The sequence below is a fragment of the Streptomyces sp. NPDC055189 genome, from assembly GCF_053606765.1.
The window spans coordinates 72,860-89,495 of record NZ_JBSGSG010000005.1 but is presented as its reverse complement, the minus strand read 5'-3'; the positions used below and the strand labels follow the sequence as shown (position 1 = coordinate 89,495).

Annotated in this window: 7 protein-coding genes, 1 tRNA gene and 1 pseudogene; 5 read left to right on the top strand and 4 right to left on the bottom strand. The window is 71.8% G+C overall.

The annotated features are described in order from the left end of the window. The first annotated feature begins 30 nt into the window (after window positions 1–30). The 5 genes from ACWFR3_RS05615 (at window position 31) to ACWFR3_RS05595 (ending at window position 6,535) form a co-directional block, all read left to right on the top strand. Window positions 31–1,428 carry an MFS transporter gene (locus ACWFR3_RS05615; protein WP_453733265.1) on the top strand — a complete coding sequence of 466 codons (1,398 nt, stop codon included), beginning with the start codon at window positions 31–33 and terminating at the stop codon, window positions 1,426–1,428. Between the two features lie 47 nt (window positions 1,429–1,475). After that, window positions 1,476–3,464 (top strand): helix-turn-helix domain-containing protein, encoded by a 1,989-nt coding sequence (locus ACWFR3_RS05610; protein ID WP_453733264.1) that lies wholly within the window; start codon window positions 1,476–1,478, stop codon window positions 3,462–3,464. 79 nt (window positions 3,465–3,543) lie between these two features. Next, entirely contained in the window at window positions 3,544–5,625 is a 2,082-nt protein-coding gene (locus tag ACWFR3_RS05605) for a pectinesterase family protein (protein WP_453733263.1), read from the top strand. Between the two features lie 104 nt (window positions 5,626–5,729). Further along, window positions 5,730–5,802: transfer RNA gene (locus ACWFR3_RS05600), tRNA-Arg, on the top strand. 121 nt (window positions 5,803–5,923) lie between these two features. Further along, complete coding sequence (locus tag ACWFR3_RS05595) at window positions 5,924–6,535, top strand: hypothetical protein (RefSeq protein ID WP_453733262.1); 612 nt, start codon at window positions 5,924–5,926, stop codon at window positions 6,533–6,535. A gap of 7 nt (window positions 6,536–6,542) precedes the next feature. On the opposite strand, the pseudogene ACWFR3_RS05590 reads toward ACWFR3_RS05595, so the two are convergent. From ACWFR3_RS05590 to ACWFR3_RS05575, 4 genes and pseudogenes are all read right to left on the bottom strand, one after another. Beyond that, window positions 6,543–12,320, bottom strand: a pseudogene (locus ACWFR3_RS05590) (amino acid adenylation domain-containing protein); the annotation flags it as partial. Between the two features lie 223 nt (window positions 12,321–12,543). After that, window positions 12,544–14,808 carry an MMPL family transporter gene (locus ACWFR3_RS05585; RefSeq protein WP_453733261.1) on the bottom strand — a complete coding sequence of 755 codons (2,265 nt, stop codon included), beginning with the start codon at window positions 14,806–14,808 and terminating at the stop codon, window positions 12,544–12,546. 120 nt (window positions 14,809–14,928) lie between these two features. Further along, window positions 14,929–16,080: a hypothetical protein gene (locus ACWFR3_RS05580; RefSeq protein ID WP_453733260.1), complete on the bottom strand. Its 1,152-nt coding sequence runs from the start codon at window positions 16,078–16,080 to the stop codon at window positions 14,929–14,931. Continuing rightward, window positions 16,077–16,577 carry a phospholipase gene (locus ACWFR3_RS05575; protein WP_453733363.1) on the bottom strand — a complete coding sequence of 167 codons (501 nt, stop codon included), beginning with the start codon at window positions 16,575–16,577 and terminating at the stop codon, window positions 16,077–16,079. Before ACWFR3_RS05575 ends, ACWFR3_RS05580 begins: the two co-directional genes overlap by 4 nt. Window positions 16,578–16,636 lie beyond the last annotated feature (59 nt).

Here is a 16,636-nt window from a genome sequence, read left to right as displayed (position 1 = left end):
ACACGTCCCCATCGAGAAACGGATCACGCCATGGCAGCCGCAACGCCGCGCGCCCAGGGCAAAACCCCGGGCAAGCCAGGTATCGCCCGCATCATCAGCGCCAGCCTCATCGGCACCACCATCGAGTGGTACGACTTCTTCCTCTACGGTTCAGCCGCCGCGCTCGTCTTCAACACCCTCTTCTTTCCCAACAGCGACCCCCTGGTCGGCACCCTCCTCTCCTTCCTGACCTACGCCGTCGGGTTCGCCGCCCGCCCCCTCGGCGGCGTCGTCTTCGGCCACTACGGCGACAAGATCGGCCGCAAGAAGCTGCTCGTGCTCAGCCTGATGATGATGGGCGGCGCCACCTTCGCGATGGGCCTGCTGCCCACCCACGCGACACTCGGCGTCGGCGCCCCGATCCTGCTCACGCTGCTGCGCCTGGTCCAGGGCTTCGCGCTCGGCGGCGAGTGGGGCGGCGCCGTCCTGATCGTCTCCGAGCACGGCGACGACAAGAACCGCGGCTTCTGGGCCTCCTGGCCGCAGGCGGGCGCCCCCGGCGGCAACCTCCTGGCCACCGGCGTCCTCGCGCTGCTTGCCGCGGTCCAGTCCGACGAGGCGTTCCTCGCCTGGGGCTGGCGCATCCCGTTCCTGCTCTCCGGCGTCCTGGTGATCATCGGCCTGTGGATACGGGTCTCGGTCTCGGAGTCGCCGCTCTTCCTGGAGGCACAGGCCCGCGCGGAGGCCGAGAAGGCCTCGGGGGCAGCCGCCAAGGAGGACGCCCCGGTCGTCGAGGTCTTCCGGCACAACTGGCGCGGCGTCCTCACCGCCATCGGCACCCGGCTCGGCGAGAACGTCTCGTACTACATCCTCACGGCGTTCGTCCTGGTCTACGTCACCGTGCACCTGGAACTGCCCAAGAGCACCGCCCTGAACGCCGTACTGATCGGCTCCGCCGTGCACTTCGTGACGATCCCGCTGTGGGGCGCGCTCTCGGACCGCATCGGGCGCAGGCCGGTCACCCTGATCGGCTCGGTCGGCATGGCGGTGTGGGCGTTCGCGTTCTTCGCCCTCGTCGACAGCGAGTCCTTCGCCGTGATCACCCTCGCGGTCACGGTCGGGCTGCTCTTCCACGGCGCGATGTACGGGCCGCAGGCCGCCTTCATCTCCGAGATGTTCGACACGAAGGTCCGCTACTCCGGCGCCTCGATGGGCTCGCAGCTCGCGTCCATCATCGGCGGCGCGCTCGCCCCGATCATCGCGGTCGAACTCCTCAAGGACTTCGAGTCGGCGACGCCGGTGGCTCTGTACGTCTGCGTGACCGTGGTGATCACGACGCTCACCGTGCTCGTGGCGAAGGAGACCAGGGGCCGTTCCCTCGCACAGGAGCGGCATTCCGCTCCCGAGGATTCCCCGACCACCACCGCCTCGGCGACAATCTCCACCTGAACCGCACCAGCAGCACGCGCACCCCGCTCCCGGAGGCGACCCGTCGTATGTCCAGCTCCCCAGACGCCGCCGCCCACCGGGAGCAGGCCTGTACGGTGACCGCCCTGCGCGAGCTGCTCGACCTCCTTGCCGGTGACGCCCCGGCCGAGCAGTTCGCCCGCCCCGCCGCGGCGGCCCGCGCGGCCGGGGCGGGCGGCACCGAGCTCACCGCGATCGACGAGGCGACCCAGACCGCACTGCGCGTACGCCGCACCCTCAACCAGCACCAGCGCAGGGAGGCCGAGCTCACCGCGCTCTTCGACACCGCGGGCGACCTCGCGGCGCTGCGTGACCTGGACGCGGTGCTCCGCGCCATCGTGCACCGGGCCAAGCTCCTGCTCCGTACGGACGTCGCGTACCTCTCCCTCAACGACCCGGCGGGCGGCGACACGTACATGCGCGTCACCGACGGCTCGGTCTCCGCCGCGTTCCAGAACCTGCGGCTCGGCATGGGCGAGGGGCTCGGCGGCCTCGTGGCCCAGACCGCCCGCCCGTACGCCACCGGCGACTACGAGGTCGACCCCCGTTTCCAGCACACCACCCCCATCGACAGCGCCGTACTGGAGGAGGGCCTGCACGCCATCCTCGGCGTACCGCTGCGGCAGGGCACGCACGTCATCGGTGTCCTGTACGCCGCCGACCGCACCGCCCGTGCCTTCACGCCCGACGAGGGCGCGCTGCTCTCCTCGCTCGCCGACCACGCGGCGATCGCCATCGACAGCGCACGCCGCATGGAGGAGACGCGGACCGCGCTCGTCGACCTGAACGCGGCGTCGCAGACCATCCGCGCGCACAGCGAGGCCATGCTCAGGGCCGAGGAGGCCCACGACCGCCTGACCGATCTCGTCCTGCGCGGCGGGGACTTCACGGAGGTCGCCACCGCCATCGGCGCGCTCCTGCGGGGCGGCACCCTCATCCATGACGCGGACGGCACGGAGCTGGCCCGCGTCGACGCCGACCCCCGTACGCCCCCGCTCGCCCCTTGTGCCCCGCCCCCGGCCAAGGCCGTCGCCGCCTCGCGGGCCAGCGGCCGGGCCGTTCCCCTCGACGGCACCTGGGTCTGCGCGGTCCTCGCGGGCGCGGAGCTCCTCGGCAGCATCGCGCTCACCGACCGGGCCGACCTGGGCGAGGCCGACCGCCGCCTCTTCGAACGCGCGGGGGTCGTCACCGCGCTGCTCCTGCTCCTGCGCCGCTCGGCCGCCGAGGCCGAGGACCGCGTACGGGGCGAGCTCCTGGGCGACCTGCTCTCCCTCTCCGGGACGCCGGGCCGCCTCACCGCGCGGGCCCGCCGCCTGGACGTCGATCTGGCGCTCCCGCACTCGGTGTTCGTCGCCCACAGCGAGGCGGCGTCCCGCCGGCTGCTGCTCTCCTCCGCGGCCCGCGCCGCCCGCGCCCGTCACGGCCTTTCCGGCCTGCACCACGACCACGTGGTCCTGGTCATCCCGGCCGACGACACCGGCGCCAGGGCCCGCGCGCTCGCCGCCGAGCTCTCCCAGGCCACGGGCGCCCCGGTCACGGTGGGCGCCGCGGGCCCCGCGACCGGCCCCGAAGCCCTCTCCCGGGCCCATGCCGAGGCACTGCGCTGCCTGTCCGCCCTGCGCGCGCTCGGCCACACCGGCACGGGCGCGGACCTGCCCGACCTGGGCTTCCTCGGCGTGCTCCTGGGCGACGACACGAACCTCGACTCGTACGTACGCCGCACGCTGGGCCCGGTCCTGGACTACGACACCAAGCGAGGCACCGAACTCGTCCACACCCTGCGCGCCTACTTCGCCTGCGGAATGAGCCAGGCCAAGGCGAAGGACTCGCTCCACGTCCATGTGAACACCGTGGTCCAACGCCTGGACAGGATCGGCCACTTGCTGGGCGCCGACTGGCAGTCCCCGGAACGCTCGCTGGAGATCCAGCTCGCCCTGCGCCTGCACGCCTACACGTGGACGACGGGGACGACGGGGACGACGGGGACGACGGGGACGGGAACGACGGGGACGCCTTAGCCCACGGTGGCAACCATCGCGCCCCGCGGTGGCGACTGTCCTGCGCAACGCACACCGACTATCGCCAGGGCGGATTCGCATGAGGCACAGGTCAGAGATCTCAGAGACCGAGCAGCACGAGGGCAGGGCGAGGCACCGCAGGCGGCGCACGGGCCTGACGGTCGGCATCCCGGTGGCCATGGCGGCCGCGGCGGGTCTGACGTACGGCACGGCTTTCGGGATCTTCGGCGAGGACGCGCAGCCGAGGGCCTCGGCAGCATCCACGGCGGCCGACGTCGCCGACGTCGCCGACGGCTTCGCGTCGGTCGACGCGCTGGGCCAGAACGGCACATACGGCGGCCGAGACGGAAAGACGGTCACCGTCAAGACCCTCGCCGACCTGGAGAAATACGCGACGTCCGCAGACCCGTACGTGATCGTCGTCGCGGCGACGATCACGATGGACCCCAAGGGCAAAGAGATCAAGGTCGCGTCGGACAAGACGATCGTCGGCTCCGGCACGTCGGGCCAGATCGTCGGGGGCGGCTTCTTCCTTGGCCAGGGCGTGCACAACGTGATCATCCGGAACCTCACGATCCGGGACTCGTACGCGGGCACGTGGAACGACAAGGAGCACGACTTCGACGCCGTACAGATGGACGGCGCACACCACGTCTGGATCGACCACAACGACCTGCGGCACATGGCGGACGGCCTGATAGACAGCCGCAAGGACACCACGTTCCTGACGGTGTCCTGGAACAAACTGAGCGACAACAACAAGACGTTCGGCATCGGCTGGACCGAGAACACGACCGCCGACATCACGATCCACCACAACTGGTTCCGCGAGACGGAGCAGCGCAACCCGTCCACGGACAACGTGGCCCACGCGCACCTCTACAACAACTACTTGCAGGACGTCGCAGGCACGGACATCACGTCCTCGTACGGGAACTACTCGCGCGGAAACACGAAGATGGTCCTGGAGAACAGCTATTTCGAGGGCGTGCGAAACCCGGTCACCAAGGACAGTTCGGCCTCGATAGTGCAGCGGGGCAATGTCTTCACCGCGACGAGCGGCCGCAACGAGAGCGGCGGCACGGCGTTCGACCCGAAGAGCTTCTACGACTACACGCTCGACAAGGCCGCGGACGTCCCGTCGAAGGTGAAGGCGGGCGCGGGCCCGCGTACGACGGCGACGAGGGCCGCCGGTACCGCCGCAGCCGCCACCCTCACGGTGGCGAAGGACGGCAGCGCCCAGTACAGAACGGTCCAGTCGGCGATCGACGCGATCCCGCCGGACAACCCCTCACGGGCCACCGTCTCCATCGCACCGGGCACGTACCGCGAGCCGGTGAAGATCCCGTCGACGAAACCCCACGTCACGCTCCAGGGCACGGGCGGCAGCCGCAAGGACACGGTCATCGTGTACGACAACGCGGCGGGCACCCCGAAGCCGGACGGCTCGGGCACCTACGGCACCTCGGGCAGCGCGACGGTGGCCGCGGAGGCGGACGACTTCCAGGCCCGCAACCTGACCATCTCCAACGACTTCGACGAGAAGGCGAACCAGAACCTGTCGGGCCACCAGGCGGTGGCCCTGCGCACGGCGGCGGACAAGGCATTCCTGGACAGCGTGATCGTGGAGGGCGACCAGGACACGCTGCTCCTGGACACGGCGTCGAAGGCCAAGCTGGGCCGCGCCTACATCCGCAACTCCTACATCACAGGCAACACGGACTTCATCTTCGGCCGGGCGACGGCGGTGGTGGACCGCTCGGTGATCACCCTCAAGAAGCGCTGGGACGGCACCTCACAGGGCTACGTCACCGCACCGAGCACACCGGCCGACCGCAAGGGCTTCTTGATCACGAACTCCACGGTGAACGGCGACGTGTCGGCCCGCAGCTTCTACCTGGGCCGCAACTGGCACGCGGGCGGCGACGCGACGCTCGACCCGCAGGCCACGGTCCGCGACACCTCCCTGAGCGGGGCCGTCAAAACCACTCCGTGGACGGACATGGGCGGCTTCTCCTGGAAGGACGACCGTTTCGCGGAGTACAAGAACACGGGCGCGGGCGCGGGCTCGGCCGGCACCGACCGCCCGCAATTGACCGACGCGCAGGCAGCGGCCCAAGAGCCCGCCGACTGGCTGGGCAACTGGACCCCGACCCCCTGAAACCGCAGGCCCCCAGCACTCCCGCAACCCCACGAAGACCACGCCCCCGCCCCCATCCGCTACCCTGTCTGAAACCGCCACCCGTGGCGGAACCAGCCAGCCCCGCCTTCGTAGCTCAGGGGATAGAGCACCGCTCTCCTAAAGCGGGTGTCGCAGGTTCGAATCCTGCCGGGGGCACGGACAGCATCTGTACGGGATGCGCTGCTCGGACAAGGGCCCGCGACCTCCTTGGTCGCGGGCCCTTGTGCGTGCCCGGGTTCGGCGGTGCCGGGTAGTGCGGGCGATCTACGGTGTGTCGATGCAGCCCTCCCCGTCGCCGCGGATACCGGTGAACGAACTCCGCCCCGGCCGTCACTGGTATGCGACGGCGGCGGCGATCGCCGTCCTTCTGATCGTGCTGGGCACGGCCATCGGTGTGTACCGGTTCAAGGACGCGGCCAGCTCGGTCGATACGGACAACCAGTTCGCCGACGGCGACACCGTCACTCTGCGGCTCGACCCGGAGGACGAGAAGGCGATCTGGATCAGGGACGAAGAGTTCGGCACGTCGTCCGACCGGGCGTGCGGCATCACCGGGCCGGGCGACCCCGGACTCACCGATCCGGGAATCGACGTGTTCCTCACCCGGCACGAGACCTGGAACCCGCTCTACACCACCGACGTGCCGCGGGCGGGCGAGTACAAGGTCACCTGCACCTCCCAGGGGCAAGGGTCGTCCCGGTACGCCATCGGGGGCCCCGGAGGCTTTCTCACGTTCGGAGGCTGGCTGATGCTGGCCGTCCTTCTCCCCCTGCTCGGAATCACCGTCGGCGCCACCATCGCGCTCGTCACCGCCCTCCGCCGCAGAAACCATCGCAAGCGGCTGCTGGCCGAACGCCACGGAGCCGGTGCCGGTCCCGGCCGGCAGTGAAGCGCTCTCAGCCCTTTCGCCGCAGCGCCTCCCCCAGGATTCTGCCGATCTCCTTCACCGGGTCCGCCTCCATCATTCCCGCGTGGGAGGAGAGGATCTTGTGTTCCTCGATCGGGCCCTCCGTGTGGGCGTGCCATGCCGTGTACGTGGGGCGGTGAGGGGGCTGGTCCAGGAGGGCCGTGAAGTAGAGGAGGCCGGTTCGCACCCGGGGCGGGGTGTAGGCGCGCAGGGTCAGGCTCGTGTTGACCGAGGCCGCCCACATGCGTTCCACCTGGGGTCTCGTCATGCCGGTCATCACTCGCGCCTCCTTGCGCAGGATGCGGCCGAACTCCGTTCCCTCGTACTCGGCAGGCAGGGTGAGGTCCGTGTCGGAGCCGTCCGGTGTGACGTTCTCGAAGCGGGAGACGACCTTGCGGAGCCGTTCGCGCTCCTCGGCGGGCGGCAGTTGGTCCATCAAGTGGCTCGGACAGGAGTCGAGCAGGGCCAGGAGGGCGACCTCCTGCCCCAGTGACTCCAGGTGGGCCGCCACCGCATGGGCGATGTTGCCGCCCACCGACCAGCCCAGGAGGTGGTACGGGCCATCGGGCTGAACCGTGCGGATGCGGGCCGCGTAGTCCCTGGCCATGTCCTCAAGGGTCTTCGGGCTGCCTTCGGGGTCCGTGATGCCGCGGGCCTGCAGGCCGTGGACGGGGCGGCTCTCGCCGATGTACGGGAGCAGCCGCGCGTAGCACCAGCTCAGGCCGCCCACCGGGTGGACGCAGAAGAGGGGGGCGTCCGTGCCCTCGGTGCGGATCGGGAGCAGGACGTCCAGGGATCGGTCCGCCGCCTGCTCCGGAGTCCCCCGCAGCCTTTCCTCCACGCTCGTCGCCAGGCCCGCGACCGTCGGGGTCTCGAAGAGCGCGCGCAGGGGCAGGTCCACGCCCAGCCTGGTGCGGATGCGGGTCATCAGGCGGGCCGCCATCAGGGAATGGCCGCCCAGGGAGAAGAAGTTGGCGTCGACCCCGATCGCTTCCGGCGATGTGCTCAGGACCTCCGCGAAGAGGTCGCGGACGGCTCTCTCGTGTTCCGTACGAGGCAGGCGGGCCCGCGCGGCCTCGGTTGCCGTCGGCTCCTGCGGCGCCGGGAGCGCCTTGCGGTCGAGCTTCCCGTTGGGCGTCAGCGGCAGCTCGTCGAGGAACCGCAGCGAGGCCGGCACCGAGTGGGCGGGCAGGCGGGTGCGCAGCATCGCGAGCAAGGACTCGGCCGTGGCAGGTGACGGGAGGGGCGTGGCAGCTGAAGGGGTGGGAGCGGGGGCGCGTTCGAGGACCGCGTAGCCGACCAGGCGCTGGTCGCCGGGGGCGTAGGTGTGGACGGCCGCCGCTGCCCGGCTCACCCCGGGAAGCGCGGCCATCGCCGCCTGGATCTCCCCCAGTTCGATGCGGACCCCGCGGAGTTTGATCTGGCCGTCGGCTCTGCCGTGGAACTCGAGGCGGCCGTCGGGGGTCCAGCGCGCCAGGTCGCCGGTGCGGTACATGCGGGCGCCCGGCGTGCGGTGCGGGTCGGCGGTGAAGCGTTCCGCGGTGAGCGCGGGGCGGTTGGCGTACCCGTGGGCCAGGTCGTCGCCCCCCAGGTAGAGCTCGCCGATGACTCCCGGCGGGGTGGGCCGCAGGCGGTCGTCGAGGACGTAGACGCGGGCGTTGGGTATGGGGCGCCCGATGGGGAGCCGGGTGTCGTCGGCGCGGTCCCGCGGGCCCGTCATGTGGAACGTCGCCGTCATCGTGCACTCGGTGGGCCCGTACTGGTTGACCAGGCGCCAGTCGGAGCCGATCGACCCGGCCCTGCGCAGGTGCGAGGGCAGCAGCTCCTCGCCGCTGAGCAGGCCGAGTCGCAGCCAGGGCGAGGGCTCGACGCCGCCTTCGCGGGCCGCGTCGGCGAGCGCCGTCAGCATCGTGGGGACCAGGGCGGGCAGTACCGTCACGCGGTGCCGGACGAGGGCCGAGAGGAGGGCCGCCGGGTCCTTCGCCTCGTCGGGGCCGACCACGACCAGGCGGGCCCCCGCCGTCAGCGGGCCGAAGAAGTCACGTACGGAAGGGTCGAAGGAGGCCGACGCCAGGTTGAGGACGGTGTCGTGGTCGCCGAGGCCCGTGAAGGCGTGCAGGTAGGAGAGGTAGCCGGTCACGGCGCGGTGCGCGATGACGACGCCCTTGGGCAGGCCCGTCGAACCCGAGGTGTGGATGACGTAGGCGGGGTGGTCGGGGGTGAAGGGGGCCGGGCGGTCCTCGTCCCCCGGGTTCGTCGCCGGGAGAGCGGGTGATGCCGTGATCTCCCGGATCTCTTCACGGCTGTCGACGAGCAGTTCCGCGTCGACGTCGGCGAGGAGGAAGCGGACCCGCTCGGCGGGATAGTCGGGGTCCACCGGCAGGTAGGCGGCGCCCGCCTTCATGACGGCCAGCAGGGCGACGACCAGTTCGGCGGACCGGGGAAGGCTGACCGCGACGACCGTGCCGGGGCCCGCGCCGCGGCCGAGCAGGTCGTGGGCCAGGCGGTTGGCCCGGGCGTTGAGTGCGAAGTACGTGAGCCGCTCGTCGGCCGTGACCAGCGCGACGTGATCCGGGGTGTGCGCGGCCTGGGCTTCGAAGAGGCCGGGGACGGTCTCGTCGATCAGGTCGACCGTGGTGTCGTTCCACTCCTCGAGGACGCGGTGGCGTTCCTCGGGAGTGAGGAGTTCGACGTCGCCCACGCGTACGGCGGGATCGACCGCCGCCGCTTCCAGGACGCGGACCAGGCGCTCGCCGATGCGATCCGCCGTCTCCTGGTCGAACAAGTCCCGCGCGTACTCGGTGGTGCCGTGCAGTCCGCCGTCCGCCGCCTCCCTGACGGCGAAGGACAGGTCGAACTTGGCGGTGGTGAGGTCGGTCTCCTCCGGCCGGGCGGTGATCGCCGGGAGGTCGAGTCCGGCCGCTGCGTTGTTCTGGAAGTTCAGGACGACCTGGAAGAGCGGGTGGCGGGCCATGGAGCGCTCGGGGTTGAGGAGTTCGACGAGGCGCTCGAAGGGGACGTCCTGGTGGGCGTAGGCGCGCAGGTCGGTCTCCCGTACCCGGGCGATCAGTTCGCGGAAGGTGGGGTCGCCCGACACGTCGGTGCGCAGGACGAGGGTGTTGACGAAGAAGCCGACGAGGTCGTCGAGCGCTTCGTCGGTGCGGCCCGCCACGGGCGCACCGATCGGGATGTCGTTCCCGGCACCGAGGCGGGAGAGCAGAGCGGCGAGGGCGGCCTGCACCACCATGAACAGGCTGGCGCCCTCCTCGTGCGCGAGGCGGGCCAGGCTCCGGTGCAGTTCCGGGGTGACGTGCCACCGGGACACGGCGCCGCGGTGGCCGGCCACCGCGGGCCGGGGGCGGTCGGCGGGGAGGGCCAGCTCGGCGGGGGCGCCGGCCAGTTCCGTTCGCCAGTAGTCGAGTTGCCCGGCGAAGAGGCTGTCCTCGTCGTGTTCGTCACCGAGGAGTTCGTGCTGCCACAGGGTGTAGTCGGCGTACTGCACGGGCAGCGGGGGCCATTCGGGCTTCCGGCCCGCCAGGCGTTCGCGGTACGCGGCGGACAGGTCCCGGCCGAGCGGGGCGAGGGACCATCCGTCGGCCGCGATGTGGTGCAGCACCAGGAGGAGTACGTGCTCATCGGGCCCGACGGTGAACAGGGCCGCCCGCAGCGGGAGTTCGCGGGCGAGGTCGAAGGGGCGGCTGCGGAACTCGGACATCAGGACGTCGAGGGGGCGGCCCGCCGGGTCGACGACTTCCAGCAGCGTTCCGGCGGCCGCCCCCGGCGCGAGCACCCGCTGCCTCGGCTCCCCCGCACTGGAGGCGAAAACCGTCCGCAGACTCTCGTGCCGGTCGACGACGTCCCCGAGCGCGGTGGCCAGCGCTTCCTCGTCCAGCGCCCCTGCGCCGGGCGCTCCCCCGTCCACCCCCCCGGTCAGCCGTAGCGCCGCGGAGATCGTGTACGCGCTGCCCGTGCCGCCCATCTCACCGAGGAACCACAGGCGGCGCTGCGCGTGCGACGGCGGGAGCACCGCCGGGCGTTCGCGGCGCAGGAGGGGCGGCCGGCCCGTGCCCGCCTCCGTGACACGGCGGGCGAGCCCCGCCGCGGTGCGCTCCTCGAAGACGGCGCGCAGCGGCAGTTCCGCGCCCAGGGCCGTGCGGACCCGGCTGACCAGCCGGGTGGCGAGCAGGGAGTGCCCTCCGAGGTCGAAGAAGTCGTCGTCGGGACCCGCGTGCGGGATGCCGAGGACTTCGGCGATCAGTGCGCACAGCGCCGACTCCTGCGGGGTGCGGGGCGCACTCGCTTCCCCGGCGGGCAGCGCCGGGCCGGGGGCGGGCAGGGCCTTGCGGTCGAGCTTGCCGTTCGGGGTCAGGGGCAGGGCGTCGAGCAGCACCAGGGCGGAGGGGACCATGTACTCGGGCAGGGTCCCCGCCAATTCCCCTAGGAGTTCGCGCGGTTGGAGTACCGCTCCGGGTTCTGGCACGACGTACCCCGTGAGGCGCTGGTCGCCCGGCCGGTCCTCGCGTACCGTCACCGCCGCCTGCGCGACCCCCTTCGTGTCCGTCAGCGCCGCCTGGATCTCGCCCGGTTCGATGCGCAGGCCGCGGATCTTCACCTGGTCGTCCGCGCGGCCCAGGTAGTGCAGGCTGCCCTCGGGCGACCAGCACGCCAGGTCCCCGGTGCGGTACATGCGGGTGCCCGGCGGTCCGTAGGGGTCTGCGACGAAGCGCTCCGCGGTGAGGGCGGCGCGGCCCAGGTAGCCGCGGGCCAGCTGCACGCCCGACACGTACAACTCGCCCCGCACACCGCGCGGTACGGTCCGCAGCGAGGCGTCCAGGACGCAGACGCCGGTGCGGTGGACGGGCCGGCCGATGGGTACGACCGGGTCGCCGGGGCGGCATTTCCAGTACGTCACGTCGACGGACGCCTCGGTCGGCCCGTACAGGTTGTGCAGCTCGGTGCCCGGCAGGGTCTCGAAGAAGGTGTCCTGCGCGGCGGGCGGCAGTGCCTCACCCGAGCACACCACGCGGCGCAGAGACGTGCAGTTCCCCGCGCCGGGGGCACGCAGGAAGACCTCCAGCATCGACGGCACGAAGTGCGCCGTCGTGACGGACTCGGCCTGGATGAGGCCGGTCAGGTAGTCGGGGTCGCGGTGCCCATCCGGTTCGGCGACGACCATGGTGGCCCCTTCGTTGAGGGTCCACAGCAGCTCCCAGACGGAGACGTCGAAGCCTGCCGGGGTCTTGTGCAGAACCCGGTCGTCGGGGGCCAGCCGGTAGGTGTCCTGCATCCAGGCCAGCCGGTTCACGATGCCTTCGTGGGGCACCACGACCGCCTTGGGGCGACCCGTCGAGCCGGAGGTGTACATCACGTACGCGGGGTGGGCGGCGCGGAGCGCGGGCCGCACCGGATTCGCCGGCGCGCCGGGCCCGGTGCGCGGCAGGGTCGTCTCGTCGAGGACGTGTGCCGCCCCGGCGTCGCGCAGCATGTACGCGACCCGTTCCGCCGGCAGTCCCGGATCCACCGGCAGATAGGCGGCGCCCGCCTTCAGCACTCCGAGGATCGCGATGACCAGGTCGGCCGAGCGCGGCAGCCGTACGGCGACGATCGACTCGGGGCCGGTGCCGCGGGCCGCCAGGTCGTGCGCCACCCGGTTCGCCGCGGCGTTCAACTCGGCGTAGGACCAGTGGATTTCGCCGCACACCAGTGCCACGGCGTCGGCCGCGCGGGCGGCCCGTGCCTCGAACAGGTCCGGAAGCGTCGCCGCCGTCCGCTGGTCGCGGTTCGGGGCGCCGGGCAGTGAGGGCATCGGTCGGGTCACCTTCGTGTCTAGGCGGGGGATGTACGGCGCGGGGGTGCGCCGAGGGGGGAAGGTGATGCTGCAGGGGGAAGGCGGAAAAGCGGTGCGGGTGGGGCCAGTTGAGGGATGAAGCAGGACGGGGCGGCGGCGCGCGCCGGGGGGACAGCACGCCGCCGCCCCGTCGTCTCGTGGGTCAGCTGCCGCTGTGGGCGGCAACCGGCTCGCGGGACGTCTCCTCGTGCGCCGCGTCGCCCTCGTGGGGCAGCGGCCGCGGGGAGTCCGTCGACACGGAGCGCGGGGTCTTGCCCCACGCCCGGTCGCCGAGGAGGGCCAGGGCGGACGGCAGCAGCACGCCGCGCACCACCGTGGCGTCGAGAGCGATGGCCACGGCCATGCCGACGCCGAGCATCTTGTAGTCGATGCCGGAGAGCGTCGCGAAGAGCGCGAATACGGCGATCATGATGACGGCGGCGCTGGTGACGACCCCGGCGCTGCCGCCGATGCCCTTGATGACGGAGTCATGGGCGCTCTCGCCGCGCTGCCACAGTTCGCGGGTCCTGCTGAGGATGAAGACGTGGTAGTCCATGCTCAGGCCGAAGAGGATCACGAACATGAACAGCGGCAGCCAGCTGACGACACCGCCGTACGACTCGAAGCCGAGCAGCCCGGCGAGTCCGCCCTCCTGGAATCCGAGCACCACGACACCGTAAGCGGCGCCCACGGAAAGGACGTTGAGCAGTACGGAGGCGACGGCGACCAGCGGGGAGCGGAACGTGAGGGTGAGGACGATGAACGCGAAGGCGAGGACGAAGCCGATCACCCAGGGGGCGCGGCCCTCCAGGACGGTCGCGAAGTCGTGCTGGGCGGCGGTCTCGCCGGTCACCGCGTAGCTGATTGAGTCCGCCCGCTCGAAGGCCTCGGGCAGGAGCTCGGTGCGCAGGGTCTTCAGCGCGTCGACGGACGCCTGGTCGGTGCCCTTGCCCGCGAGGGGGACCTTCACGACGAGTACGTCGCCGACCTTCTGCGTACTGATCGGCTCGCCGATGACTCCCTTGCCTGCTGCCGCGACCCGGCGCAGCCCGGCGACCGCCTCGTCGGCAGCGCCGTCCGTGGCGCCCTTGCCGGAGACCACGACCTGCGCCGGGGAGGGGCCGCCGGGGAAGGCCTCCTGGACGCGCACGGCGGCGTCGACGGCAGGGATGGAGCGGGGCAGCGCGTTGAGCTGGCCGGGGTCGGCGAGCTTCATGCCGAGGGCGGGTGCGGCGAGCAGCGCGAGCAGCAGGGCGGCCCCGCCACCGAGGAGCAGCGGGCGGCGTACGACCCCGCGGGCCACGGCCGTCCAGGTCCTCGATTCGGTGGCGGTGGTGCGGCGGCGGCCGAGCACCGGCAGGCGCAGCGCGTCGACGCGGTGGCCGAGGAGGGCGAGCAGGGCGGGCAGTGCGGTGAGGGAGCCGACGACGGAGAGGCCGACGACGAGGACGGTGCCGACGGCCATGCCGTTGAAGATGTCGATGCCGGTGAGGAACAGGCCGCCGACGGAGAGCATCACGGTGAGGCCGGAGACGACCACGACGTGGCCCGAGGTGCGGGCGGCCGTGTCGAGCGACTCGGCGGCGGAGCTGCCCGCGGCGCGCTCTTCACGGGCCCTGCGCAGGTAGAAGAGGGAGTAGTCGACGCCGACGGCCATGCCGATGAGCAGGACGACGGAGGACACGGTGCTGTTGGCGGGGATCACGGTGCCCGCCACCGCGAGCAGGCCGAGCGCGGCGAGCACGGCGCTCGCCGAGAGCAGCACCGGGATTCCGGCGGCGACCAGCGAGCCGAAGACGACGAGCAGGATGATCAGGGTCAGCGGCAGTGAGCCCAGCTCGGCGCGCTGGAGGTCGGCCTCCGCGGCCTCGTCGACGGCGGTCTCCAGGGTGGCGTCACCGGCCTGCACGACGCGTACGTCCGGGTGCTTGCCCGCGGTCTCAGTGACGGCCTCGGTGATGGCGTCGTAGTGCTCGGCGTACTTGTTCCCGGCGTCGGCGAGCGTGAAGGTGACGAGGCCGGAGCGGCCGTCCTCGGAGACCAGTTCCCGGGCGGCTTCGGCGCCGTCCAGCGGGGACGTGAGGTCCTCGACGGCTCCGTCGGTGGCGCGCAGGGCGGCGACGACGTCGGCGGTGGCACGGCGCAGGGCCGGGTCGTCCGCGTAACGGGGCCCCGACTTGGGGTCCTTGGGCTGGATGAGGACGTTCTCGCGGTACGGCTGCACCACGTCCTGCTCGTTGATGATCTTCTGGGCCCGGCCGGACTCGCCGGCCCCTGTGGTCTTCGCCCCGTCGCCCGCGGTGCCGCCGAGCAGGACGGCGAGCACGACGAGGAGCAGCCACCCGCCCAGGGTCCGCTTGGGGTGACGGACCGCGAATCCGGCGACCCGTGCCGTGAGCGGTGGTGTGGGGGGAGCGGTCGTTGCCATGAGTGGGTCTCCAGGGACGGGAACAGGTCGGGGCGTGCGGGTCGCCGGAGGCAAGAGGCGCCCGGAAGGCGAGCCTTCCGGGCGCCTCTATATTTCTCCGATATCGGCAGGCCTCAGCGGTCAGCGGACCAGCTGGGCGGGGAGCTTCGCGGAGAACGACGGCCGCGCGAAGACCTGGTCGTAGCTGCCGCTCACGTACAGCGCGCCGTCCTTGTCGGCCACCAGACGCTTGACGGTCGGGTTCTTGTACCAGGAGTCAAGGGCGATCGGGCCGGGCACGTTCTCCCACGCCTGGCCGTTCCAGCGGGCGATGCCGGAGGACTTGTAGCCGTTCACGTTCAGGCCGGCGTACAGCGTGCCCTTGGCGTACGTGAGGTCGGAGACCGATTCGGCTCCCTCGAGCGTCACGTCGGCGCTTTTCCAGGCGCTGCCGTTCCAGTGCAGGGCCTTGCTGCCCGACCTCGCCCACCTGCCGGTCGCCGCCCACATGTCGGAGGGCCCGGTGCCCGCGATCTCGCCCAGCGCGGGGGTGCCCGCCGGGGTGGCGACCTCCTTCCAGGACGAGCCGTCGAACCGCACGACGTAGCCGCGGCAGTCCTTCTCCTCGGTGTCCGTGCAGGTGCGCCCGGCCGCCCAGATGTCCTTGGCGGAGTTCACGTGCAGGGCGGAGAGTTCGGTGGCGCCCGCCCCCGTCTGCGGCAGCTTCGTGATCTTCCACGCGGCGCCGTCCCAGTGGCCGACGGTGGCCGGACGGGCACCCGTCAGGTCGTCGTCGGTGGTGCCGACCGCCCACACGTCGTTGGCCGCCAGGGCCTTGACGTCACGGAAGGAGACGGTCTTGTCGGCGGGGGCGCGGTCCTGCCATGCGGTGCCGTTCCAGTGCTTGACGACCATCCGCTGCTGGTAGGGGTCGCCCATGACCCAGAAGTCGTTGACGGAGGTGGTCGCCCAGACTCCGTCGTCGTGCAGGCCCTGCGCCTTGGGCAGTTCCTTCCACGTGGTGCCGGTGCGCAGGAAGTACTTGTCGATCTCGCCGTCACCGGAGCCGACGCCGTAGGTGCCCTTGGCGAACGCGGTGTCCCCGGAGACCGGCAGGAAGTCGTACACGGGGTACTTGGTGGAACCGACGGAGGGGTCGGTGATGTTCTGCCAGCCGTTCACGGCGTCGGCCGCACTCGCGGTCCCCGCGGTGAGCGCGAGAGCCGAGCCCGCGGCGGTGAGCAGCAGAACCGCCTGGTAGGCGCGGCGTCTGGTCTGTGTACCGATGGTCACTTGTCCTCCGTTGAAGGGGTTGTCTCTCCGGCGACGCGCGCGGCTGAGCCGAGCTTGTCGACGGCCTGGTAGTACGTCCACGCCGTGGCGTCACAGGCGGTGCGCCTGGCCCCGGTGTAGGTGGCGCAGACCCGCTTGAGATCGGCGTGGAAGGCGTTGTCGATACGGGCCTTGTTCGCGGCGAAGGAGCCGGCCGCCTTGTGGTTGCGGTAGCCGAAGTCGTGTCGCGCGCAGGCGGTCTGGAACGGGAAGCCGAAGGGGTTGTCCGGCGAGGTCGTGCAGTAGTCGGTGGACCAGTCGAAGCCGTAGGCCGCCCAGTCGCCCTGGTGGGCGCGGGCGTCGGTCCAGTCGCCGTACGAGGCGGCGCTCGTCTGCGTCCACCGGCTGAGGACTTGCGGCTTGTCCGCGGGCGCGGCGTTGGCCTGGCCCGGCAGCGCGATCACGGCGGCCAGGGTCGCGGCCGTGACGGCGAGGTGGACGGCGAAGCGGCGACGCAGCACGGGAGCTCCTCGGGAGTCGGGCCCGCCGAGCCGTTGCCGGCGGGGCGGGCCCACTC